Source organism: Yimella lutea, assembly GCF_006715095.1.
In the GTDB taxonomy this organism is placed as follows: Bacteria; Actinomycetota; Actinomycetes; order Actinomycetales; family Dermatophilaceae; genus Yimella; species Yimella lutea.
Genome location: NZ_VFMO01000001.1, coordinates 2,265,072 through 2,287,264 on the forward strand (window position 1 = coordinate 2,265,072; position 22,193 = coordinate 2,287,264).

Sequence of the window (22,193 nt, forward strand, 5' to 3'; positions counted from 1 at the left end):
CACGGTGGCCTGTGGCGCGACCTCAACTGGTCGCCTCGATGAGCGAAGCCGGAGTGAAAGGCGTGTCCCGCAGGCGGATTCCGGTTGCGTTGAAGATCGCGTTGCCGATCGCGGCGGGTGTGCCGACCATCGCCATCTCACCGATGCCCTTCGAACCCTTGGCACCGAACCATTTGTCGTACTCGGGCAGGAACTCGACCTCAAGCTCGCCGATGTCTGCATGTGCCGCGATGTGGTAGCTCGCCAGGTCGTGATTCATCACCTTGCCGAAACGCGGATCGTGGTACGACTCCTCGAACAATGCCGCGGAGAGCGCCATCGTCATGCCACCCACCATCTGGCTGCGTGCGGTCAGCGGATTGATGATCGTGCCGGCTCCGTACACACCCAGCAGCCGGCGCACCCGTACCTCCGAGGTGACGGAACTGACGGCCACCTCGGCGAACTGGGCGCCGAACGCGTGCCGGGAGTACTTGCTCGCGCCCCGGGGTGGCCGTCCCTGGGCGCGGGCGGAGGCACCGTCCGGCGGGTTGTCGCCGTGTTTGCGACGCAGCTTCTCGCAGGCGGCGACGATGGCGTTGCCCCACTCGTAGGTGCCTTGGCTGCCGCCGGCCATGATCGCCATCGGGGTGCCGGTGCGACCGATGTCGGTCTCCACCTGTTCGACGGGTACGTCGAGGGCATCTGCCGCAATCTGGCGCAGCACCGTGTGTGCGCCGGTGCCGATGTCCGACGCCTGCATCTGCACCACGTACTTGCCGCCGGTGTAGGTGATCCGGGCGAAGAGGCTCGCCACGTGCTGGTTCGGGAAGCAGGTCGACGCCACCCCGAGACCGATCAGCCACTCACCCTCGCGCAGAGTGCCCGGTTCCTGGCGGCGTTCCCAGTCGAAAAGTTCCGACCCGCGCTTGAGTGCGGGGACCAATGCTCTTGTGCTCCAGGGCTTCTCGGTCTCCGGGTCCACGTCCGGTTCGTTCCGTAGCCGTAGTTCGATCGGGTCGATGCCCAACTGGTGGGCCAGTTCGTCCATCGCGCTCTCGAGAGCGAACATGCCGTTGAAGTCGCCCGGCGCGCGCATCCACGTCTCCGGCGGCAGGTCGAGCATCACCGCGCGGTGCTCGGTCCGACGATTGGGTGTCGCGTACATCATCCGGGTGGCGAAGCACGACTGGTCCACGTTGCGCTTCAGGCGGGACGCCGCCTGGGTGCTGATGTGTTCGATCGCGGTGAGCCGTCCGTTGCGGTCGGCGCCGAGGCGGATGCGCTGGCTGGCTTCGGGGCGGTGGCCGACGCTCTGGAACATCTGCTGGCGGGTGAGCGCAAGCTTCACCGGGCGCGGGCTGATCACTTTCGCGGCCATCGCGGCGAGGGCGATGTGCGGGTGCGGGAACGCCTTGCCGCCGAACCCGCCGCCGACGTACGGCGAGATGACCTCGAGCTGATTCGGCAGCAGGCCCAGCAACGGCGGCAGCAGGGTGCGGTGGATGATCGGGCCCTGGTTGGTGTCGAACAGAGTCAGGCGAGTGGCTCGCGGGTCGAAGCCATCGACGTCGTGCCAGACGGCGATCACCGCGTGCGGCTCCATCTGGGCATGGAAGTGCGTGGGGTTCGCATACTCCTGATCGATCCGGTGGACGGCTTCGCGCCACCCTTCGTCCAGGTCACCCTTGCTCTCCGTGCCGCGCTTCATCAGGACGATGCGCGGGCTCTCAGCCTCCGGGTCGTGCGGGTCGAACTCGACCTTCGCCCGCTCCTCCTCGCAGATGACCTCCACCAACTCGGCCGCCGCGCGGGCTGCCTCGGGAGTCTCGGCGATGACGCCACCGACGATCTGTCCCCGATGGGCGATCTGGGGTCCCTGCAGGATCCACAGCGCCGGGTCGGACTTCACCGCGAGCCGAGGAGAGTCCTCGTGGGTGAGGATGTGCAGTACCCCGGGGACGGCTCGCGCCGCTTCTGTTTCGATGCGGACGATCTTGCCCTTCGTGATCGGTGCGGGCACCGGCCACAGGTAACAAGGATTCTCGACGTCATGCTCGTACGCATACGGCGCGGTGCCGGTGACCTTCAACGGTCCGTCGACCCGTCGTACCGGGGTGCCGACGCTCTTCTCGCCTCCGGCGGGTGCTTCGTTCGTCCGCTCCGGAGTCTCGGTCTCGTCCGGACGGGTCTGCGGGCGGACCGGTGCGTCGGTGCTCATCGAGATGCTCATCGGTTTGCTCCTTCGACCAGTTCCTGCAACACCGCGACGACAGTGCGCTGGAGCATCGGAATCTTGTAGGCGTTCTCCGAACCGACTTGTGCAGCAGCGAGTTCGGCGTCGATGGCCGCCTCGAACGCCTCAGCGGTCGCCGGCCCATCACGCAGCTGATCCTCTGCGGTGCGCGCTCGGTGGGGCTTGTGGGCGACGCCTCCGAGTGCGAGACGCACATCGTTCACCTGACCGCCGGAGACGTCGATCGCGGCGGCGACGGAGACCAGCGCGAAGGCGTACGACGCCCGGTCGCGCACCTTGCGGTAATGAGAGCGAACTGCCCAAGGCAGCGGCGGGATCTCGATGCCGGTGATGAGTTCTGCCGGAACGAGGTTGGTGTCGTGAGAGGGGTCGTCGCCGGGTAGCCGGTGGAAATCGGCGAACGGGATCTTGCGGTCGCCGTCCGAGCCTGTCACGTGCACGACTGCATCGAGGGCGGCGAGGGGGAGACACAGGTCGGAAGGGTGCACCGCGACGCACTGGTCGGACTGACCGATGATCGCGTTGTACTTGCCGAATCCGTCGATCGCCGAGCAGCCCGCACCGGGTTCGCGCTTGTTGCACGGGGTGGTGGTGTCCTGGAAGTACACGCAACGTGTGCGCTGCAGCAGATTGCCGGCGGTCGAAGCCATCGCACGGATCTGGCCGGAAGCACCCGCGAGAAGAGCCTCGCTCACGAATGGATAACGCTGCCGCACAAGTGGATCCGCTGCAAGGTCGGCATTGGGAACGTTCGCGCCGATGCGCAGGCCGCCGTCTGCGGTTTCCTCGACACCGCCGAGGTCGAGGCGGCTGATGTCGACGATGCGATCCGGACGCTTGATGCCGAGCCGTAGGTGGTCGACGAGGTTCGTGCCGCCTGCGAGGTACGCCGTGTCACCGACGCCGCTCATCGAGAGTGCATCGGAAACCGTTGCGGCCCGGACGTACTCGAACTCCTTCATGCCTGACCCCGTTCCTTCGCGACGTCCGTGATGGCCTCACGGATGTGGCAGTAAGCACCGCAGCGGCACAGGTTGCCGCTCATCCGCTCGGCGATCTCTTCGGGAGTCAGCCGTACCTGGCCGAGGTCGCTTACATCCTTCGTGACATGGGACGGCATCCCCGCCTCGGCTTCGGCGAACATGCCTGCAGCAGAACAGATCTGACCCGGCGTGCAATACCCGCACTGCAGGGCGTCCCGATCGACGAAGGCCGCCTGCAGGTCGCCGAGGTTGTCGGCGGTGCCGAGGCCGGCGGCCGTGGTGACGTCCGCACCGTCGTAGGACGCGGCAAGGGTCAGGCAGCTGACGATGCGGCGTCCATCGACCAGGACAGTGCAGGCGCCGCACTGGCCGTGGTCGCACCCCTTCTTCACCGAAGTGATGGCGAGCCGGTCGCGCAGTGCGTCCAGCACACTCACGCGCGGGTCGAGCTCGAGTTCGTGGTCCTGACCGTCGACGGTGAGTCGGACGGAGACGTGCTGTGCAGACGGCATCGGCGCACCTTCCAGGCAGGGGAGATTGTCACGGTAATCCTGTGCGGATACCGCAGGGGCGTACCGAAAGGGTGGGATCGGCACGGCGTCATATGCAGTCGAGCGTCGATCACCCGTCCGCGTCCCTTGGCGACTCTTGTTCGTCCGTGGCGGGCACGGCCCCGTCGAGCACCTGATCCAGTGATTCGGCTGCTTCGATGGCGATCTGACCGCGCTCGTAGTCGTCGTCATTGTTGTAGGTGAGCACTCCGACGACGGTGTCCTCGGCGTCGGCGTACCAGACGGTGTAGGCGCCCGCGGATTCGACGACCTCGACACGCTCGTGCCCGTCGCCCCACGCTGCGTACTTCAGGGTGTGGTCACCGATCGTGCTCCAGAATCCAGGCACATCGCGCCATTGCTGCTGATCGTCGTCGTCCGATGCCGCATTGCGTCCGGCGAGCTCACCCATCGCCAGGGCGTCACCCCAGTGTTCGACCGGGACCGGGCGGGCCGCGATCGCATGGTGGGCGCGTGCGACGTCGCCGGCCGCCCAGACGTCCGGCGCCACCTGCAGGTGGTCATCGGCAACGATGCGGCCTTCGTGCAGTTGCAGGCCCGAGTCGGCGAACTGTTCCCCGCCCGGTGCTACGCCGACGGCCGCGAGCACCAGGTCGGGAGAGAGGGTGTGTCCGTCGTCCAGGTGGACGGTCGACGGCGCGGCCACCTTGGTCACCTGAACGCCCGTACGCAGTTCGACACCGAGCCCGGTGAGCCATTCGTGGATACGGCTGGCCGCGAACTCGCCGAGCCGGTCGATCTGTGGTGCCTGCTCCGGCGTCACGAGCGTGGTGTCGACCCCGCGAATTGCGAGCGAGGCTGCTGCCTCGCAACCGATGAAACCGGAACCGATGACGACGGCCGACCTCGCCCGTTGTGCCGACGCGACCAGGCGCTCGGCGTCGTCGAACGACCGCAGGACCAGAACCTCGGCGTCAGAGTCGGTGTCGGGGAGCGGGATCGGTTGAGCTCCGACGGCGACGATGAGTCGTTCGAACGCGATCGCTTCATCGCCGGCACGGATGCTGTGGGCCGTGAGGTCGATGGAGCTCACGGTCGTCCCGAGTTTGATCTCCACCTGGTCGGGAAGGTCACTTCCCTCGATCGGGGTGGCCTCGACATCGCTTCGGCCGGCGAGCACATCCTTCGTCAAGGGCGGGCGCTGGTACGGAGGCAGTCGATCGGCTGAGACCAGCAGGACGCGGCCTGTTCCTCCCGACTCGACGTAGGACGTAGCGGCGCTCGTCCCGGCGGGCCCGCTACCGATGATCACCAAGTCGTAGCTCTTCATCCACCGACGGTATCCAGACCTCACTGCTCGCCGACTCATTCCGGTGCGGCAGATTCGCCGCCGTGGCCGCGGTGCGGGACGTGGACTCCGTGCGGCACCTCGGCGAGTTGAGTCAGGAGGCCACTGCCAGTCGCAGCGCAAAGTGCGCAGTGCCCTGGCAATCGCGAGATCGCGCGATGCCTTGGTGGGGGAGATGCGGCGCGCCAGCGCGATCTGGTCGGCGATGCCGCGTCCACGTTGCCTGGACCTCACGCCTTGCTGGCACTGCTCTTCTCGCTGCGACCGGTCGAAGTCGGCCATGACGCGGGCCCGGGCTGCGGCCAGTGCGGAATCGAGTGACTCGATCTTCTCGAGTTGCGTAATCTTGTCGAAATCGTCTGGGGCAGAACGTAGTTCACGGATCTGATCGATGATCAGATCGATGTCGACCGCCGGCTTCTGCTGCATATAGGCAGCCAACCACCCAGCACCGACGACGTCCGCGACCTGATGCTCGCAGTAGCGCTGGAGCACGACGGCTTCGTTGTGTTCGGTGTCCTTCGCTCCGTCGAGCAGCGGGACCGTCGAGTGCTGGCTCAGAGGTTGCGTCCGGGGCGTCGTCGAGTTCAGCGCGATACCTGTGGGCGAACTCGGTGACTTCGCAGGGTGACGGTCGAACCACTTGCGCAACTGGGTGCACGGAGAGACCTCCTTGCACCAGTCATCGAGCGGCCCGCTTACTCACCCCGCGTGGCCACAGGCGGTCGACCAGGACGCGAGTCAGGACGGGTCGACGGTCTTGACCATCACACAATTCTTCAGACCCTTGGGTCTGTCGTAGTCGAACCCGAGCCGCTCATACAGGCGCCGGGTGCCGTTGTAGAGGAATGACGACGACATCTTCTTGGTCTGATCCGTGAGGTCGTGCGGATAGCTCTCCACGCGTCCGCCCCCGGCCTGGGCTATGAGGTCGAGTGCGCCGCTGATCGCCAGTTCGGTGACACCGCGGCGCCGGTGTCGCTTGTCGACGAAGACGCAGGTGATGCGGTAATCGGGATCGGCTGCTTTCGTAGCGTGGTACTGCTTGCCGTGGTGCAGGGTCGGCAGTTCTTCCGGGGTGCCGTACTCGGCCCACGCAACCGCCTCGTCGCCGTCCATCACCAGTGCGGCGTGCGCGACTCCGTCGTCGACCAATCGCTTCTTGATAGCCTGGTTGCCTTCCGCGGTTTCGCCGCGTCCTTCGCAGTTCGGATGCCCGTCGTGGAACCACGTGCACCAGCAACCCCCGAAGATACCGTTGTGCCGCTGCACGAGTGCTTCGAACGCAGGCCACGTCTGCGGCGTAAGGGAGGCGATCGTGTACGTGGGTTCGGTGCTCACCATTCCCTCAGTCCGTGCTCGTGGGCTTGGCCGCGACGCACAGGACACCGCGGTTTCCGTCCTGATCGGCGATCACCGTGAGTGCGGGGTGGTCGCTGTCGTCGACGACCGTCCCGCCGGCGGCGACGACGGCGGCGATCCGTTCTTCGGCTACTTCGGCGGCGATGTAGACCTCGATGTGGAAGCGTTGACCCGAGGCGTTGTCGTCGGCGAGGTCGTCGAACCACAGGTTCGGGACACGTCCAAGGGCGTCCCGAACCTCGTCGCTGGGGGAGCCGAGGCCTTGGGCATTCGGGTCGCCGGTCAGCAACGCCGCCCAAACGGGTGCGATCTTGGCAGAATCCGTTGTGTCCAACCCGAGTTCGAGCACACTGACCGATGCGGGATCGGGGGAGAGGTGCTGGTCGGAGGCGAGTTCGGTGATGCGGCGGGCGAGGTCGACGTCCTGTTGTGTCACCCACTCGACGACGTGTTCGGTGCCGTCGTCGTCGCGGTAGATCGCGTCGCTGGAAGTCAGTCTGAGGTCGACGTAACCCCTGCAGATCGAGACCTGCGGATGATGACCGAACTCATCACCTACGTCGCCCAGCGCAGCTACGAACCGGGCAGCGGCACCGAAGTCGTCGACGGCGTAGCGGGCGTGCAACCCCTGCGCGAGCTTTCGCCAATCGGTCAGGTCGGCCTCGGCGATCTGGTCCCCAGTCAGCATGTCCATGTCTGGACGCTACTCAACATCGATGGGCCGGTACAGGGTTCGGGAACCGGGGTGAGAGCAAGGGGAGGTCCCAACTCAGTGCTGGGCGGCGGGGGAGCGACCCAAGACGGTGGAGGTGTCGGGCACAGCGCCCGACTTCGTCGACGTGGAGGCCAGAGCGATCACGTCGCCGGTCGTGCTGCCGTCGGCGGCCGGCTGCGTTCGCTTCCAGCGTGAGTCGATCGGTGCTCCACCAGATGATGGCGGGACTCACGGAGGTCGAACCCCAGGACGTGGCGCGCGGTGGAGGACGCGCTCGGACAGTTCGACCTGAGTTGGGTCACTTTGATGGATTCGAGGGGTTTGAATCGCTGTGACCTGCGGGGATGCCGACGATTAGTGTGTCGCTAAGGCACTAATTCGATGGTGAGGGTCGCGCGGTGGTGTGGATTCGGCGGGTGCGGACGGCCTCGGGAGCGACCGCGGTGCAGATCGCTGAGTCGGTCAACGGTCGGCGTCGGATCGTGCGTCATGTCGGGTCCGCCAGGAACGAGGCCGACCTCGGGTTGCTGATGGAGCAGGCGCGGGCTCTGCTCGCCGATGACCGGCAGGGGGTGCTGGACCTCGGGATCACGCCGGTGGCCGCGAAGGCGGTGATGGTGCCCGCGGCGCGGCCGTCGGGGCTGTTCATGGACCCCGAGCCATCGTCGGCAGTGTCGGCAGTGCCAGCGGTGTCAGCGGCTCGGCCGATGGTGTCGAGGTCACGGGTGCTCAAGACGTCCTCGGGGCTGCTGTACGGGGCCCTGGCCGGGGTGTACACGGACCTGGGTTTCGATGTCGTGGCCGATGACATCTTCCGGGACTTGGTGATCGCTCGGGTCGTGGAGCCGACGAGCCTGCTCGATGTGGACCGGGTCCTGGCCGAGTTGGGGCGGCGAGCGGTGAGTCTGTCGACGCGGAAGCGGACGTTGCGGCGGGCGCATCAGGGCTCGTACCGCGACCAGGTCGCGGTGGCCTGTTTCGAGCACGCCTGCACCAGCGGTGATGTGTCGTTGGTGTTGTACGACGTCACCACGCTCTACTTCGAGGCGGAGAAGGAGGACGGCCTGCGTAAGGTCGGGTATTCCAAGGAGCGGCGGGTCGACCCGCAGATCGTGGTCGGGTTGCTGGTCGACCGGGAAGGGTTCCCGCTGGAGATCGGCTGCTTCGAAGGCAACAAGGCCGAGACGGCCACGATCATCCCGATCGTCAAGCAGTTCCAGGAACGCCACAACATCGCGGACATGGTCGTGGTCGCCGACGCGGGGATGCTGTCCACGTCCAACCTCACAGCCCTCGACGAGGCGAACTTGCGGTTCATCGTGGGCTCCCGGGTGACCAAGGCACCCAAGGATCTGGAGTCTCATTTCCGGTGGCACGGTGACGCGTTCACCGACGGGCAGCTCATCGATACCCTCACCCCACGGACCGGGCACACGGTCGAGAACGACCCGAACCTCAAGGCGGAACCGGTGTGGGATCGGGAGCAGCATCCCGGGTCGTGGCGGGCAGTGTGGGCGTACTCCGCGAAACGCGCCGCCCGGGACAGCACCACCTTGACCCTGCAGGAGAACCGCGCCAAGGCCGTCGTCGCCGGTGAAAAGGCCGCGCGGACACCACGATTCGTCAAAACCACCAACGGTTCACGCACGCTGGATGAGGCGTCACTGGCGAGGGCACGCCGGCTGGTCGGGCTCAAGGGGTACGTCACCAACATCCCGGCCGAACTGATGCCCGCGAGCGAAGTGATCGCCAGCTACCACGACCTGTGGCACGTCGAGCAATCATTCCGGATGTCCAAGACCGACCTGCGCGCCCGGCCCATGTTCGCCCGCACCCGCGACGCGATCGAGGCCCACCTCACCATCGTGTTCACCGCCCTCGCCGTCAGCCGCGAAGTACAAGCCCGGACCGGGCTGTCCCTGCGCCGTGTCCTGCGCGCCCTCAAACCACTGCGCTCAGCCACCATCGAAATCAACGGCGTCGTCACGACCATCCCACCCGCACTGAACAGCGACGAAGCCGAGATCATCGAGGCGCTGGAACGCCCGCCCTCAAGGCACTAAGCGTTTGACCCAACTCAGGTTCGAAGGTCCGGACGGTTTCATCGGCCCGTGCGAGATGTTGGTGGGTGCAGGAACGGTTCATTCAGCCCAAGGACTGCGTGCTCGGTGGGAGGGTGGCGTCACTCATCCGAGGTCCATCAATTTTTCTACCTCATGTAGGTGTCTGGAAACCTTAACACATGCTTCTTCTAAGCCCTTTTGCGACGCACTTTTCTCTACCTCCGACAGCAACGCTAGAGTGAGGGGCAAATTTCGGCGTAATAGATCCGAGTTCCTGGGGACTAGCCCTGCCAAGAAGGACAGAATCTCCTCGACATTCATGGCCTCGACTTCGTGATGATCTGAAGGGTAGGTGCCCCTGGGGTCATAGCCAAATGGCTCCAGCGAGAGGTATGCCAGATCCAGCTCCCGGCCGGCCTCGCGCCTCTTCGAATATCGGCGCAGGAAATTAATCACCAGAAGGTCGACCACCTTCCGTGGTGTCGTTTACCGCCTGGGGATCCCCGAAAATGATTACCGGGAGACGACTTGAGGCGGCGTTGTGCGCGCTCCGCTGAGCGTAGATAGTTGGATCGGGATCCGTATTTCCAGCCATGCTTGTCGTAGTGATACGCGAAGCTTGATCCTGGATTCCCAAGCGTACCGCTGTTGAAGGCGCGGTCTATCCTCTGGTGATGACGCCCATAGTGAGTATGCGGAGTAGGGGAGCGGGTCGGTTCCAGTGCGCGAAATGGCATGCTGGATAGGTCTTGTTCTCCCTTGGTGCTCATGGTGTGACGTCCTGGTTCTTGAGGTAGGCGATCGCCCGGTCCACGTCGGCGCGGGCGGACTTCAGGCTCTGTCCACGGATCCGTCTAGCAATGCGTTGTGACTGAGGTGGTCCGTGGCCTTGGCACAGGATCTTGGACGGCTTTACGAAGTTTACTGGACAGGCTGCGTATCAAGATCATGCGTATTTGCCTTGATTGCGGACGTTCGACTCGCAGGCAGTTGAGCGGGTCTCCATCCACCGCACGCTTGCTACCACACAGCCCTCGTCTCAGCGAGATGTTGTGGATTCGTGGTGCCTGTCAGGACAACGCCGTCGGGCCCAACTACCGAACGGCTGAAGGCGAGGCTTCCACCCATGTCCTTCAGGTGGCGTCCGCTGGCAAATGGTCCTCACTTCTCCAGGGCGTGCTCGACGATGGGCCACCAGTGCCGTTGGTGCAATGCATCGCGTGCGGCCTCAACGGTGTACCAAGTGCCCTCGACCACTGGAGTGGCGCTGTTGGTCACTCTGAACACGGGCACGTTGGCGTGCGGGACCGGATGGGGATACGTCTCGTCTGCCGTCGGAACGACGTTCCGAACGAATCCAACGCATTGCACAGGCGCTTGGGCATCCCCGACGATCTGGGCTGCCAGTTCCTGCACGCCGTCCTCGCCGCTTCGTCGTTGATCTGAGTGACCGAGGAACAGCGTCGGCAGGTCGTCTCCCTTTGGCGCGGCGATCGTGAAGAACTGCTCGCCTTCGGGAGATCGTCGCGTTAGTAGCAGCCGGACGATGACGGCCGGGACGAACCCAGAGCAGTCATCGCCTGCCCACACCTGAGCGGTACTGCCGACGGGCAGCCACGCCGCTCCGCGAGCCTCGGCTATCAACTGCTCCGATGAGTCATTCATGAGTAGATCGTCACACGCTGCCGGGATGAAGACCTGCGAGCGTCGGCACGGATGTTCGTGAGAACCTTGCGCTTACTCGCCGACGCCCAGAGTCTGGCCTCGGCTACGAGTAGGTGGGAAAACTACCGCCCCGGCACGAACGACAAGCACGTACGTTCGGCTGCCCTGCTGGCGTGGAGGAAGGCGACTTGGTGGCTGTAGCCCAGTGCGTCGGCGACGAGTGATGGTGGGCATTCGAGAACGAGTTCGCCGATCGCGCGATTGCGGGCTCCGCGGAGATTGATTCCGAGGTTTCGGAGTCGGACCATCACGGTGTTGGGGTGCAGGTGCTTTCCGGCGGTATATCCGGGGAAGAGCCAGGGGCTGTCCGGACCGGTGGAGGTTCGCAGGCCGCCTCTCCATAGCTGTTTGTGCAGGTCAGCGGCGTGTCGCGACGTAGCGACGGGCGACCAGGGATCGACTCAACGGCTCGCTGCCAACATCGAACCGCCGCCTCTCCATAGCTGTTTCTGCAGGTCAGCGACCTGCCTGAGCTCGCACGGGGTAGAGGTGGATGGTCGACGGATGATTCATCCGACTTTACATAATGTAGATTATCGGACATTAATCAACGGGAGTTCAAGTACATGTAGACCTGACACAAGCCTGTGATGCCGAGACATCAACCCCCTCGGTATCACAGGCTGAAGATGTCTAGATCGCCGGCTTGTGAACCGCCTTGGGGTTCTTCGCCGATGCCTTCATGGCATTCACCTTGGTGTCGGCGACATCGGAGACGGGGACGTCCCCGTACTTGGACACGACGACCACGGTGTCCGTGCGGGGGTCGTACCGGCCCGCGAAGATGTAGGTCTTCCCCTTCACCAGGATGGGGTCGCCGTCCATCAGGATCACTGTGCCATCCGCGTCCTTGCCACCCGTCTGCGAAACGGTCTGGACCTGAAGCTGTGGCCCCTTAATGGTTTCCTTCACTCGGACCTTCCACTGGCCGGCCGGAAGGTCCTTGACCCTGGACTTGCTACCGGTTTTGGCCTCGACCGTGCCGACGAAGATGCGGTCGCTCCATCCTGCGACTGCCCTCTGATCCGTGACGTCGAAACTGTGACTCAAGTGAGCTGTCTTTGTAGGTCCGGATGCCTGATCTTCGCCAGAGCCCTGGGAACAGGCGGAGGCGGTGAGCGACGTGGCCGCAGCAAGGGCGATCACGAGGGTGGTGCGTTGAATGTTCATCTCATCATCCCCAGAGCGAGTAGTAGGTGGCCTTGTCATGGGTATACGGCACAGACGCCTTGCGGGAGTCGGTGTATCCCCATATCACGTCGTAGATGTAGGTCGAGTAGTGATCGGCCAGTCCTAGGGCGTGACCAAGCTCGTGCGTAGCGACACTCTTACTCTGCCAGTCCGTATACCCATCCATGTGGGAACGCCTGCAGGTCAAACCGCACGTGGCCACCGACGTACACCGACACGCGGGCTAGCATCCCGCTACGGTCAACTCAACGGTGACCGAGTGAGTCAAGCGGACTGAAGCACGAAACGCCGTCGCTGACGCAAGGGTTCACGTCATCGGCTGAATGATCCAGTGCTATCGCCAATCAGGGGGTGAGTGACCCCATCCATTTCCCGGCCCGTCAGGGAGTCCGCCCGGTGTGGCAGGTGCGGCGTACAGCAGGTCAGTAAATGAGTCTCCGACGGGCGTGAGGCTGAGTCCCAGCACCCATCCGGACACGGTGGTGCGGTGGAACATGATCTGTTGCCCGTCAGAGCTGACCGTTTCAACAGTGCCGTGATCGGCGGGCAAGCCACGCTTCGCGAAGTCGGATGGCCCATAGACACTCCCGGCGATCCCGGACGGGAAGCGGCCCGTGGCGCGGTACCGCATCTGAGCCGAGGTAGACAGCACGCGAAACATGTCCTGGGTGCCGGTAAACTCGCGGTCATCCACGCGGCGACCGTTCTCATCCACCTCGTGGCTGGGACGACGTGGCAGAGGATGATGGTCCGGCCGGTGCCGTCACGTCGTCCGACTCGTGTCGTGACGGCTGCGCCGATGCCTGCTACTCCCCCGGCGGCGGCGACCAGTCCGAACTGGAATGCGCTGACCTGTTGCACCGTCCGGGCGAGCACCGATTGGGTGAGGGAGTGAGCCTGCATTCAGACGAAGTCCCGGTCGATGTCGATGACGCACGACGATTGATCGACGCCCAAGCTCCGCAGTGGCGAGCCCTGCCCCTCTCCCCGCCGGCCACGGCACCGACAACCAGATGTTCCGTCTCGGTGGTCGACGAGGTGCTACTGCACGGCGACCTTCGCAGCGCGAATCTGCGAACCACGGAAAGCTGGCCGGAGTCATCGATTTCGGTGCGCTGAGCATCGGCAATCCCACTGCTGAACATGCAGCGGTGTGGCAACTGCCGGAACAGGCCCGTCATGCGTACCGAGTACGCTTGGCGATCGACGACGACACCTGGCACCGAGCCCTCGGTTGGGCGATGCTCATCTCCCTGCTGGCGATGCCGTACTACTGGACGAGTTGGCCGCAGTTCGCGCGATCGGGCATCGGGACGATCAACACCGTTCTGAGCGAGCCGGGCTGATCGACACGGCTGTCAGGCCGTCCGGACCGCCGCGCGAGCTGCCTTCGAGCACGTGTCGACGGCGTCGATCCACGCGCAGGAGAACCGTGCGGGGTCAGCGACCCACGTGCGCAACGACGTCTCGACGTTCACCAAACCCCTGACCTCGTCCGCCACTGCGGAGACGATGAGCAAACCGATACGCGCCACCCGATCCGGCTCCGCGGCAGTCGCCTCGTCGAAGTCTCGCTCGAGTCGAGCGGTGGACCGAGCATCGATGACCGCAGTTCGCTGCGTGGTCATCTGCTGTGCGACCTGCGAAAGGACGTTCGCCCGGTCGTCATTGCCGGGTACCGCTCGCACCTCATCCGCGAGCAATCCGAGATGGTGCTCGAGCAGCACGGTCGGCATGCCGCGGGAAGCGAGCACCCTCGACAACCAAGCGATCTGCTCGGTCGCGTGCTCGACACCTTGCCCGGAGGTGTGCACGAGCCAGCCTGAATCGGTGGTCGAGAACGAACGCCCACGCTCAGCGAAACGGGCCGCGTAATACGGGTGCTCGGCATACGTCGCGTCGATGGCGCGCTCGCACGCCGCCAGCAGATCCGGATCGGCGGTGATCCGGTACATGCCCGCCTCGGGGTTGAGGACCTCGGCCGGCTGCGTCCTGTGCTCGTTCTGCATCGGACGAGCCTAGAGGGATGGTCGGGACCTCAGGAGCAGGTACTTGGCCATCAGACTTTCCCTTCGTGACGTCTCGGCCCGTTCTGGGCCGCTGACATCAAGGAGACGGAGCCACCGTGTCGTTCTCGACATGGCCTCGCGGGAAAGTCTGCCGAGCGTGTCGGATCAGCCCAGGCCGGAGCCCTTACGCAATGCGTAGGCACCGACGGCGGCGGCCGTGGTGAGGGTCATGCATCCGATCGGGATCGGCAGGCAGCAGCCACCGACGGAGACGTTGGTGCCGCGTTTGGTGCGGCGGGAGTAGCGCGGGAACGGGAACGCGGAAAAGCGACCACGGGAACGGCCGGGTCCTGCGGTGGGATCAGTCATCCCTCGAACGTAGCGGCGATGCGGACCGGGCCGGGGCACCGAAGGGGTGGTCTCGCGTCCGGGAAAAACTGCCGTTGCGTACGACCTATCGACGTGACGGTTCGGCTCTAGCGTCGACCCATGGGAATTCTCGATCGGCTCCTCGGCCGCACCAGTCAGCAACCCCACCAGCAGTCGGGTGGGTTCGGCGCTCAGGACGCCGGTCCGCCGCCCGGCCAGCAAGGCGTGCCCCAGGGTGGACAGCCGCCGGGCGGGCAGCAGCAGATGTCGGATGATCAGGCGATCGAGCGGTACGAGTATCTGTTGCGCACCGCTCCCCCGGACCAGATCGAAGCCGCGCACGAGCAGGCGTTCGCGCAGCTGACTCCGGATCAGCGACGTCAGGTGTTGCAGCAGCTGGCCGAGGCCGCCCCCGGTCAGCCTCCCCAGGACGACTCCCCCAAGACGCTTGCCCGCAGCGCGACCCGCATGGAGATGCAGCGGCCCGGCGCGATGCGCAGCATGTTCGGCGGCGGTATGGGGCGCGGAATGGGCGGAATGGGCATGGGCGCGATGATCGGCGGCTCACTCATGGGCAGCATCGCCGGCGCGTTCATCGGCACCGCGATTGCGCAGGAGATGTTCGACGGGAACGGCTTCGGCGACGGTTTCGCAAACAACGGCGGCGCGGACGAGGCGGCCGGAGATCCGGGCGCGGACGCCGGCGACCCCGGCGCAGCGGACCACGGTTTCGCGGAGGACCCCGGAATGGATCATGGCATGGACGACGGTTTCGGGGGCGCCGACTTCGGTGGCGACATGGGCGGCGGCGACTTCGGTGGTGGCGACATCGGCGGTTTCTGACCGCCCTTGACTACAGGTGTAGGGGGGCTACTTCGATCCGACGTACGCGGCGAGGTGCTTGCCTGTCAGGGTCGACTTCTTCTTCACCAACTCGGCGGGCGTCCCTTCGAACACGATCTTGCCGCCGTCCTGACCGGCTCCCGGACCCAGATCGATGATCCAGTCGGCATGCGCCATCACCGCCTGATGGTGCTCGATCACGATGACCGACTTGCCGGAATCGACCAGGCGGTCGAGCAGGCCCAGGAGATTCTCGACGTCGGCCAGGTGCAGGCCGGTGGTCGGTTCGTCCAGGACGTAGATCCCGCCCTTCTCGCCCAGGTGCGTGGCGAGCTTGATCCGCTGGCGTTCACCACCCGATAGTGTCGTGAGCGGCTGGCCGAGCGTGAGGTAGCCCAGTCCGACATCGGCCAGTCGCTGCAGGATCTTATGTGCCGCAGGCGTTTTGGCCTCACCGTCGGCGAAGTACTCCTCGGCTTCTTCGACCGACATCGCGAGTACCTCGCTGATGTCCTTGCCGTCGACCTTGTACTCCAGCACCGCCGCCTGGAAGCGCTTGCCTTCGCACTCCTCGCACACGGTGGTCACGGTGTCCATGAAGCCCAGCTCTGTGTAGATGACGCCGGCGCCGTTGCAGACCGGGCAGGCGCCCTCCGAATTCGCACTGAACAAAGCGGGTTTCATCCCGTTCACCTTCGCGAAGGTCTTGCGGATCGGATCGAGCAGTCCCGTGTAGGTGGCGGGGTTGCTGCGGCGTGAACCCTTGATCGCACCCTGGTCGATCGATACGACGTCGTCGCGTCCTTCCAACGACCCGTGAATGAGCGAGCTCTTGCCCGAACCTGCGACTCCGGTGACCGCAACGAGCACGCCGAGCGGTACGTCGACGTCCACGTCCTGCAGGTTGTTGGTGGAGGCTCCACGGATCTCGAGTGCACCGTCGGGGTCGCGCACCGACTCCTTGAGCGAAGCCCGGTCGTCCAGGTGCTTGCCTGTGAGTGTGTCGGCCTTGCGCAGTTCGTCCAACGTGCCCTGAAAGACGATCTCCCCGCCGTCCGTCCCCGCTTTTGGACCGAGGTCGACGACCTCGTCGGCAATCGCGATCATCTCCGGCTTGTGCTCGACCACCAGCACGGTGTTTCCCTTGTCGCGCAACTGGATCAGCAGATCGTTCATCCGGTCGATGTCGTGCGGGTGCAGCCCGATCGAGGGCTCGTCGAAGACGTACGTGACGTCGGTGAGCGACGAACCGAGATGCCGGATCATCTTCGTGCGCTGCGACTCACCGCCGGACAGGGTGCCCGACGGTCTCTCCAGCGCGAGATAACCGAGCCCGATCCCGACGAAGGAATCGAGCAGGTGCTGCAGCCCGGCGATAAGGGGCTTGACCGACGGCTCGTCCAGGGCACGGACCCACTCGGCGAGGTCGCTGATCTGCATCGAGCACGCGTCGGCGATGTTGATGCCCTTGATCGTGGACGAGCGGGCTTCCGGGGTGAGGCGCGTGCCGTCGCACTCGGGGCAGGTCTGGAAGGTGATGGCTCGTTCGACGAACGCGCGGATGTGTGGTTGCAGCGCCTCGACGTCCTTGGACAGCATCGACTTCTGGATCTTGGGGATCACGCCTTCGTAGGTGAGGTTGATCCCGTCGACCTTGATCTTCGTCGGCTCCTTGTGGAGCAGGTCGTGCAATTGGCGTTTGGTGAACTTCTTGATCGGCTTGTCCATCGGGAAGAAGCCGGACCCGCCGAAGATGCGGCCGTACCAGCCGTCCATCGAATAGCCCGGGATTTTCAGTGCGCCGTCCTGCAGCGACAGTTCCTCGTCGTACAGCGCGGTGAGATCGACGTCGGACACCGAGCCACGTCCCTCACAGCGCGGGCACATGCCGCCGAGCCGGTTGAACGTCGCTTTCTCGGCGATCGTCTTCGCGCCGCGCTCGACGGTGATCGCCCCGCTCGCCTTCACGGTCGGCACATTGAACGAGTACGCGTTGGGTCCGCCGACGTGCGGGTCGCCGAGACGGCTGAACAGCATCCGCAGCATCGCGTTTGCGTCCGTGACGGTGCCGACGGTCGAGCGCGGGTTCGCGCCCATCCGCTCCTGCCCGACGACGATCGCGGTCGTCAGCCCCTCGAGCCGGTCGACCTCGGGGCGCGACAGCGTCGGCATGAACCCCTGGACGAAGGTCGAGTAGGTCTCGTTGATCATCCGCTGCGACTCGGCGGCGATCGTGGCGAACACCAGTGAGCTCTTGCCGGAACCGGAGACACCGGTGAAGACCGTCAGGCGCCGCTTGGCGATGTCGACGTCGAAACCCTTGAGGTTGTTCTCGCGAGCGCCTTGCACGCGGATCATCTCGTGGGAATCGGCGGCGGGTGTCGTGGACCTTGGCGGGGTCATCGCATCTCCATCTGTCGCCGGCCGCGCGATTCCGCGACCGTCCACGATCCAAGCAGAGGTCCACCCGGCGGTCATCCCCGTCCGGCCACATCGGTGGGCAGCTTTCATAGGGTCGAAGACATGACGCCGACGACTGATCAACTGTTCATGCTGCTGACGAAGGACGACGGCAAGCTCGAGGGGAAGGGTACGCAACGCGGCTACGGCCTGGTGGGCGCCATGTTGTCCGATCTCATCCGCGCCGGGAAGATCGACGTCACCAAGGAGAAGCAGCCGCGCCTCACGATGGTGGACGGCTCCCCCACCGGCGACCCCGTGCTCGACCACGGACTGGCCAGAATCGCTGAGAAGTACAACGGCAAGAAGCTCTCGTCCCTGATCAATGACCGCAAGCTGAACCCGGAAAGCCTTGTCGTGCAACGACTTGCCGCGAACGGGGTGGTCGAGGTCGTCGAGAAGAAGGCACTGGGCTTCGTCCCGGAGCGCTACCCGGTGCTCAACCCGCAACCCGAGCAGGAGACTCGAACACGTCTGGCTGCTGTGCTGTCGGGCAGCGCTGCGGCGACCTCGCAGGACGCAACGTTGCTGTCGATCCTGCAGGGCCTGGACGTCGCCCACAAGGTGCTCGAGCAGGAGTCCGGCGGTCTGGGCAAGCGCGACCTGAAAGCCCGTATCGAGCAGGTAGCAGCCGGGGACCCCGGCGGTGACGCTGTCTCGCGCGCGATCCAGGCCCTCAACACCGCGATGATGACCGCGGTGATCATCCCCGTGGTGGTGAGCGGAAGCAGCTGATCGGTCGCCGACGGCTCAGCCGAGCTCACCGAGGATCTTCGCGAAGCCCATTCCGCCGGCCCTGCCGGCATTGTCAGGTCACCGCGACGCGACCGCCCTGCCACCGGAGCGCGCTGACACAATGACGGCATGAGCGAGATGGACACCGACACCAGCGGCGCCTGGCTCTCCCGTGAAGAACTCCGGGACGCGCGCGAACGCCTGCCGATCCTCTACCTCGACTTGGTGCCGGTGCGGGTGGACGAACGGTCTGTCGTCACGCAGGTGGGTCTGCTGCTGCGTGGTACGTCCGAAGGTCGGATCAAGCGGGAACTGGTGTCCGGTCGGGTGCTCTACCACGAGCGGATCCGGGACGCGATCCTGCGCCACATCGACAAGGACCTCGGCCCGATGGCACTCCCACAGGTGCCGATCTCGCCGCAGCCGTTCGCGATCGCCGAGTACTTCCCCACGCCCGGTGTGACTCCGTTCCACGACCCGAGGCAGCACGCGGTGTCGATGGCGCACGTCGTCGTCGTGATGGGCGACTGCGCACCGAGTGCGGACGCCCTGGACCTCGCGTGGCTGAACCCGGACGAGGCGATGGAGTTGTCCCGCAGCGAGGAGATGAGTGGCGGCCACGGAGTGCTGCTGCGACAGGCGCTCGCCCATCTGGGCTTCCCGGTCTGAGCCGACCACGATCGTGGCGGACCTGCGCATCGAACCCTGTCGCAGCGAATGTGATTGGGACACAACGCAACAGCAGCTCAACGGTGAGCCGCTGTTCGCGTGCCGCTCGTGTGGGAGCGAATGGGTGCCCAGCGAGGCGTGGACCCCGGTCAATGCCGACGCAGTGGTGCCCGACGTGATCGCGCAGTGCCGTCAGCAGCGGTGAAATGCCACATCGACGCTTGGCTCAGCGAGTTCGTCGATGTCGTTCATGGTGTCCTCCCGAGAGTTTGTTCCTACACCTCGGGAATGTCACCACGACGCAGATTTGTGACCGGTCGACCCGGTCACGGACCGGGAAAGGACGCGCCGACAGCCGTCGACGCGTCCTTCTCGACCGGATCAGACCGGCAGCTTGTTCTGCGCGTTGGCCGCCGCCAAGCGTGCCTCGAGCGCGGTCGTGTGTGCAGCGCGGCCGATGGCGTTCTTCGCCATGCCGGCGCGGTAGGGCAGACCCGGCTTGCCCGCAGTGTCGACCGCAGCGGTGATCAGACCACCGAGCAGACCGAGGTTGGTCACGAAGGAGACGAGGTGACGGCGCTTCTCCTCCTCGGTGTCGGCCTCCCAGAAGGCGTGCCCGGCGAGCGTGGTCGGGATCAGCAGACCCGACAGCAGCGTCGAGGCGACGCGGGGCGCCTTGCCCGTCGCGAGCAGGATTCCGCCGGCGACCATCGCGGCACCGTTCGCCTTCACCAGGGTGTTGGGGTCGTTGGTCGGCAGTTTCAGCGGCGCAGCCAAACGGTCGGTGACCGGCGCGGCCTTAGGGGCGAGCTGGCCGCTGGAGCGCAACTGGTTGAAGCCACCGAAGATGAACGGGGCGGCAAGAAGCGGGCGGGCCAGCATGCGTACGAGCGCCATCAGGGCACCTTTCGTCGAAGTCAGTTTTCTTGCGTCAACGCTAGTCAGCAACGCTGCCTCGCGGGGATTTCGAGGGCGTCCGAAGCTGTCCGTTCGTCCGTCCGTATCCTGGACCGAACGTTCGAGTCATGGACGCTCGGTGCTCCACGCAGTGCGCGATGCGATGATTGGGATGATCATCGGTGCACAACGGCGCCGGTGAACGAAAGGAGTCGATCATGCCCGAACTGCGTTCCCGCGTCACCACCCACGGCCGCAACGCCGCAGGTGCTCGCGCACTCTGGCGCGCCACCGGCATGGGCGACACCGACTTCGGCAAACCGATCGTCGCGATCGCCAATTCCTACACCCAGTTCGTGCCCGGCCACGTCCACCTGAAGAACATGGGCGACATCGTCGCCGAACAGGTGAAGGCGGCCGGCGGAGTCGCCCGCGAGTTCCACACCATCGCCGTCGACGACGGCATCGCGATGGGCCACGGCGGGATGCTGTACTCCCTGCCGTCCCGTGAGGTGATCGCCGACGCGGTCGAGTACATGGTGAACGGCCACGCCGCCGACGCACTGGTCTGTATCTCCAACTGCGACAAGATCACTCCGGGCATGCTGAACGCCGCGATGCGCCTGAACATCCCGACCGTGTTCGTGTCGGGCGGTCCGATGGAGGCCGGCAAGGCGGTCGTTGTCGATGGCGTCGCCCATGCGCCGACCGACCTCATCACCGCGATCTCCGCGTCCGCGTCCCAGGACGTCGACGACGAGGGCTTGGCGAAGGTTGAGTTGGCGGCCTGCCCGACCTGTGGATCGTGCTCGGGGATGTTCACGGCCAACTCGATGAACTGCCTCACCGAGGCGCTGGGACTTTCGCTGCCGGGCAACGGTTCGACCCTGGCCACCCACCAGGCGCGCCGGGCGCTGTTCGAGGAAGCCGGACGCGTGGTGGTCGACCTCGCCAAGCGTTGGTACGAGCAGGACGACGACTCGGTGCTGCCGCGCTCGATCGCGACCAAGGAAGCGTTCGAGAACGCGATGGCACTGGACGTGGCCATGGGTGGTTCGACGAACACCGTGCTGCACATTCTCGCTGCCGCCCAGGAGGGCGAGGTGCCGTTCGGCCTCGAGGACATTGACGCCGTCAGCCGGCGGGTGCCCTGCTTGAGCAAGGTCGCGCCGAACTCCGACTACCACATGGAAGACGTACACCGCGCCGGCGGAATCTCGGCGATCATGGGTGAACTGTTCCGGGGTGGGATGCTCAACGAGAACGTGCACAGCGTCCACTCCCCCTCCTTGGAAGCATGGATCTCCGAGTGGGACATCCGCGCCGAGAGCCCGTCGCAGACAGCGGTCGACCTGTTCCACGCCGCACCGGGCGGGGTGCGCACCACCGAGGCGTTCTCCACCGACAACAAGTGGAGCAGCCTGGACACCGACGCCGAGAACGGGTGCATCCGCTCGGTCGAGCACGCGTACACCAAGGACGGCGGCCTCGCCGTGCTGCACGGCAACCTCGCCGAGGACGGCGCAGTCATCAAGACCGCCGGTATCGACGAGGACCTGTGGACCTTCCGTGGCCCGGCGCTCGTCGTCGAGAGCCAGGAGGACGCGGTCGATGCGATCCTGTCCAAGCGCATCACGGAGGGTGACGTGATCGTCGTCCGCTACGAGGGACCGGCCGGTGGCCCGGGCATGCAAGAGATGCTGCACCCGACCGCCTTCCTCAAGGGCACCGGCATGGGCAAGAAGTGCGCGCTCATCACCGACGGCCGGTTCTCCGGCGGCTCCTCGGGCATCTCGGTCGGACACGTCTCGCCCGAAGCAGCCCAGGGCGGTCTGATCGGCCTGGTCGAGGACGGCGACGAGATTCTCATCGACGTCCGGACACGCACCCTGTCGCTGGAGGTCGACGAAGCGACGCTGGCCGATCGCCGCGCCAAGATGGAAGCCTCCGAGCACCCATGGCAGCCGGTGAACCGTGACCGCGTCGTCACGAAGGCCCTCAAGGCGTATGCCGCGTTGGCGACGTCGGCGTCGTACGGTGCGGTGCGCGACCTGGGTCAGATTCGACGAGTCTGAT

The 22,193-nt window shown here is 65.4% G+C and carries 19 protein-coding genes; 6 read left to right on the forward strand and 13 right to left on the reverse strand.

Features of this window, described 5'->3' with window-relative positions:
• Window positions 1–22: 22 nt before the first annotated feature.
• The 6 genes from FB459_RS11025 to FB459_RS11055 form a co-directional block, all read right to left on the reverse strand.
• Complete coding sequence (locus FB459_RS11025; protein ID WP_211345180.1) at window positions 23–2,212, reverse strand: xanthine dehydrogenase family protein molybdopterin-binding subunit; 2,190 nt, start codon at window positions 2,210–2,212, stop codon at window positions 23–25.
• Window positions 2,209–3,198 (reverse strand): FAD binding domain-containing protein, encoded by a 990-nt coding sequence (locus FB459_RS11030; protein ID WP_141928528.1) that lies wholly within the window; start codon window positions 3,196–3,198, stop codon window positions 2,209–2,211. Before FB459_RS11030 ends, FB459_RS11025 begins: the two co-directional genes overlap by 4 nt.
• The gene (locus FB459_RS11035) at window positions 3,195–3,731 is read right to left on the reverse strand and encodes a 2Fe-2S iron-sulfur cluster-binding protein (RefSeq protein WP_141928529.1); all 537 of its coding nucleotides are present in this window, start codon (window positions 3,729–3,731) and stop codon (window positions 3,195–3,197) included. The genes FB459_RS11030 and FB459_RS11035 overlap by 4 nt, the downstream gene beginning before the upstream one ends.
• A 109-nt stretch (window positions 3,732–3,840) precedes the next feature.
• Window positions 3,841–5,730 (reverse strand): NAD(P)/FAD-dependent oxidoreductase, encoded by a 1,890-nt coding sequence (locus tag FB459_RS17850; RefSeq protein WP_246092414.1) that lies wholly within the window; start codon window positions 5,728–5,730, stop codon window positions 3,841–3,843.
• Between the two features lie 90 nt (window positions 5,731–5,820).
• Complete coding sequence (locus FB459_RS11050) at window positions 5,821–6,420, reverse strand: GNAT family N-acetyltransferase (protein WP_141928532.1); 600 nt, start codon at window positions 6,418–6,420, stop codon at window positions 5,821–5,823.
• A 7-nt stretch (window positions 6,421–6,427) separates the two neighbouring features.
• A complete protein-coding gene (locus FB459_RS11055) occupies window positions 6,428–7,135 on the reverse strand; it encodes a VOC family protein (RefSeq protein WP_141928533.1) in 708 nt (235 codons plus the stop codon).
• A gap of 419 nt (window positions 7,136–7,554) precedes the next feature.
• On the opposite strand from FB459_RS11055, the gene FB459_RS11065 reads away from it, so the two are divergent.
• Complete coding sequence (locus FB459_RS11065; RefSeq protein WP_141927224.1) at window positions 7,555–9,219, forward strand: IS1634 family transposase; 1,665 nt, start codon at window positions 7,555–7,557, stop codon at window positions 9,217–9,219.
• A gap of 123 nt (window positions 9,220–9,342) precedes the next feature.
• Here FB459_RS11065 and FB459_RS11070 read toward each other — a convergent pair whose 3' ends face one another.
• From FB459_RS11070 to FB459_RS11085, 3 genes are all read right to left on the reverse strand, one after another.
• The gene (locus tag FB459_RS11070) at window positions 9,343–9,675 is read right to left on the reverse strand and encodes a hypothetical protein (protein WP_141928534.1); all 333 of its coding nucleotides are present in this window, start codon (window positions 9,673–9,675) and stop codon (window positions 9,343–9,345) included.
• Window positions 9,676–10,380: 705 nt separating this feature from the next.
• Entirely contained in the window at window positions 10,381–10,884 is a 504-nt protein-coding gene (locus FB459_RS11075) for a hypothetical protein (protein WP_141928535.1), read from the reverse strand.
• A gap of 693 nt (window positions 10,885–11,577) precedes the next feature.
• On the reverse strand, window positions 11,578–12,114 hold the full coding sequence (locus FB459_RS11085; RefSeq protein ID WP_115921555.1) for a hypothetical protein: 537 nt from the start codon (window positions 12,112–12,114) through the stop codon (window positions 11,578–11,580).
• Between the two features lie 1,217 nt (window positions 12,115–13,331).
• Between FB459_RS11085 and FB459_RS17345 the strand changes: the two genes are divergently transcribed.
• Complete coding sequence (locus FB459_RS17345) at window positions 13,332–13,481, forward strand: hypothetical protein (RefSeq protein ID WP_170221880.1); 150 nt, start codon at window positions 13,332–13,334, stop codon at window positions 13,479–13,481.
• Window positions 13,482–13,493: 12 nt separating this feature from the next.
• On the opposite strand, the gene FB459_RS11095 is transcribed toward FB459_RS17345, so the two are convergent.
• Together FB459_RS11095 and FB459_RS11100 are read right to left on the reverse strand one after the other, a co-directional pair.
• Complete coding sequence (locus FB459_RS11095) at window positions 13,494–14,144, reverse strand: hypothetical protein (RefSeq protein ID WP_141928537.1); 651 nt, start codon at window positions 14,142–14,144, stop codon at window positions 13,494–13,496.
• Window positions 14,145–14,309: 165 nt separating this feature from the next.
• Window positions 14,310–14,513 (reverse strand): hypothetical protein, encoded by a 204-nt coding sequence (locus FB459_RS11100; protein ID WP_129626773.1) that lies wholly within the window; start codon window positions 14,511–14,513, stop codon window positions 14,310–14,312.
• 120 nt (window positions 14,514–14,633) lie between these two features.
• Here FB459_RS11100 and FB459_RS11105 point away from each other — a divergent pair, with 120 nt between their 5' ends.
• Window positions 14,634–15,356: a hypothetical protein gene (locus tag FB459_RS11105; protein WP_141928538.1), complete on the forward strand. Its 723-nt coding sequence runs from the start codon at window positions 14,634–14,636 to the stop codon at window positions 15,354–15,356.
• A 27-nt stretch (window positions 15,357–15,383) separates the two neighbouring features.
• Here the strand turns inward: FB459_RS11105 and FB459_RS11110 are convergent, their stop codons facing one another.
• On the reverse strand, window positions 15,384–17,759 hold the full coding sequence (locus tag FB459_RS11110; RefSeq protein ID WP_141928539.1) for an ATP-binding cassette domain-containing protein: 2,376 nt from the start codon (window positions 17,757–17,759) through the stop codon (window positions 15,384–15,386).
• Between the two features lie 120 nt (window positions 17,760–17,879).
• Between FB459_RS11110 and FB459_RS11115 the strand changes: the two genes are divergently transcribed.
• Together FB459_RS11115 and FB459_RS11120 are read left to right on the forward strand one after the other, a co-directional pair.
• Window positions 17,880–18,551 (forward strand): GOLPH3/VPS74 family protein, encoded by a 672-nt coding sequence (locus FB459_RS11115; RefSeq protein WP_141928540.1) that lies wholly within the window; start codon window positions 17,880–17,882, stop codon window positions 18,549–18,551.
• 138 nt (window positions 18,552–18,689) lie between these two features.
• Window positions 18,690–19,220, forward strand: a complete 531-nt coding sequence (locus FB459_RS11120) for an NUDIX hydrolase family protein (protein WP_370447363.1) — start codon at window positions 18,690–18,692, stop codon at window positions 19,218–19,220.
• A 381-nt stretch (window positions 19,221–19,601) separates the two neighbouring features.
• Here the strand turns inward: FB459_RS11120 and FB459_RS11130 are convergent, their stop codons facing one another.
• The gene (locus FB459_RS11130) at window positions 19,602–20,117 is read right to left on the reverse strand and encodes a DoxX family protein (protein ID WP_141928542.1); all 516 of its coding nucleotides are present in this window, start codon (window positions 20,115–20,117) and stop codon (window positions 19,602–19,604) included.
• Window positions 20,118–20,335: 218 nt separating this feature from the next.
• Here FB459_RS11130 and ilvD point away from each other — a divergent pair, with 218 nt between their 5' ends.
• Window positions 20,336–22,192 (forward strand): dihydroxy-acid dehydratase, encoded by a 1,857-nt coding sequence (gene ilvD, locus FB459_RS11135; protein ID WP_141928543.1) that lies wholly within the window; start codon window positions 20,336–20,338, stop codon window positions 22,190–22,192.
• Window position 22,193: the final 1 nt, after the last annotated feature.

Excerpts from the sequence above, each read along its gene's own strand:
- FB459_RS11025 (WP_211345180.1), bottom strand. The coding sequence starts at position 2,212 with ATGAGCATCTCGATGAGCACCGACGCACCGGTCCGCCCGCAGACCCGT.
- FB459_RS11030 (WP_141928528.1), bottom strand. The coding sequence starts at position 3,198 with ATGAAGGAGTTCGAGTACGTCCGGGCCGCAACGGTTTCCGATGCACTC.
- FB459_RS11035 (WP_141928529.1), bottom strand. The coding sequence starts at position 3,731 with ATGCCGTCTGCACAGCACGTCTCCGTCCGACTCACCGTCGACGGTCAG.
- FB459_RS11055 (WP_141928533.1), bottom strand. The coding sequence starts at position 7,135 with ATGGACATGCTGACTGGGGACCAGATCGCCGAGGCCGACCTGACCGAT.
- FB459_RS11075 (WP_141928535.1), bottom strand. The coding sequence starts at position 10,884 with ATGAATGACTCATCGGAGCAGTTGATAGCCGAGGCTCGCGGAGCGGCG.
- FB459_RS11085 (WP_115921555.1), bottom strand. The coding sequence starts at position 12,114 with ATGAACATTCAACGCACCACCCTCGTGATCGCCCTTGCTGCGGCCACG.
- FB459_RS11095 (WP_141928537.1), bottom strand. The coding sequence starts at position 14,144 with ATGCAGAACGAGCACAGGACGCAGCCGGCCGAGGTCCTCAACCCCGAG.
- FB459_RS11100 (WP_129626773.1), bottom strand. The coding sequence starts at position 14,513 with ATGACTGATCCCACCGCAGGACCCGGCCGTTCCCGTGGTCGCTTTTCC.
- FB459_RS11105 (WP_141928538.1), top strand. The coding sequence starts at position 14,634 with ATGGGAATTCTCGATCGGCTCCTCGGCCGCACCAGTCAGCAACCCCAC.
- FB459_RS11110 (WP_141928539.1), bottom strand. The coding sequence starts at position 17,759 with ATGACCCCGCCAAGGTCCACGACACCCGCCGCCGATTCCCACGAGATG.
- FB459_RS11115 (WP_141928540.1), top strand. The coding sequence starts at position 17,880 with ATGACGCCGACGACTGATCAACTGTTCATGCTGCTGACGAAGGACGAC.
- FB459_RS11120 (WP_370447363.1), top strand. The coding sequence starts at position 18,690 with ATGGACACCGACACCAGCGGCGCCTGGCTCTCCCGTGAAGAACTCCGG.
- FB459_RS11130 (WP_141928542.1), bottom strand. The coding sequence starts at position 20,117 with ATGGCGCTCGTACGCATGCTGGCCCGCCCGCTTCTTGCCGCCCCGTTC.
- ilvD (WP_141928543.1), top strand. The coding sequence starts at position 20,336 with ATGCCCGAACTGCGTTCCCGCGTCACCACCCACGGCCGCAACGCCGCA.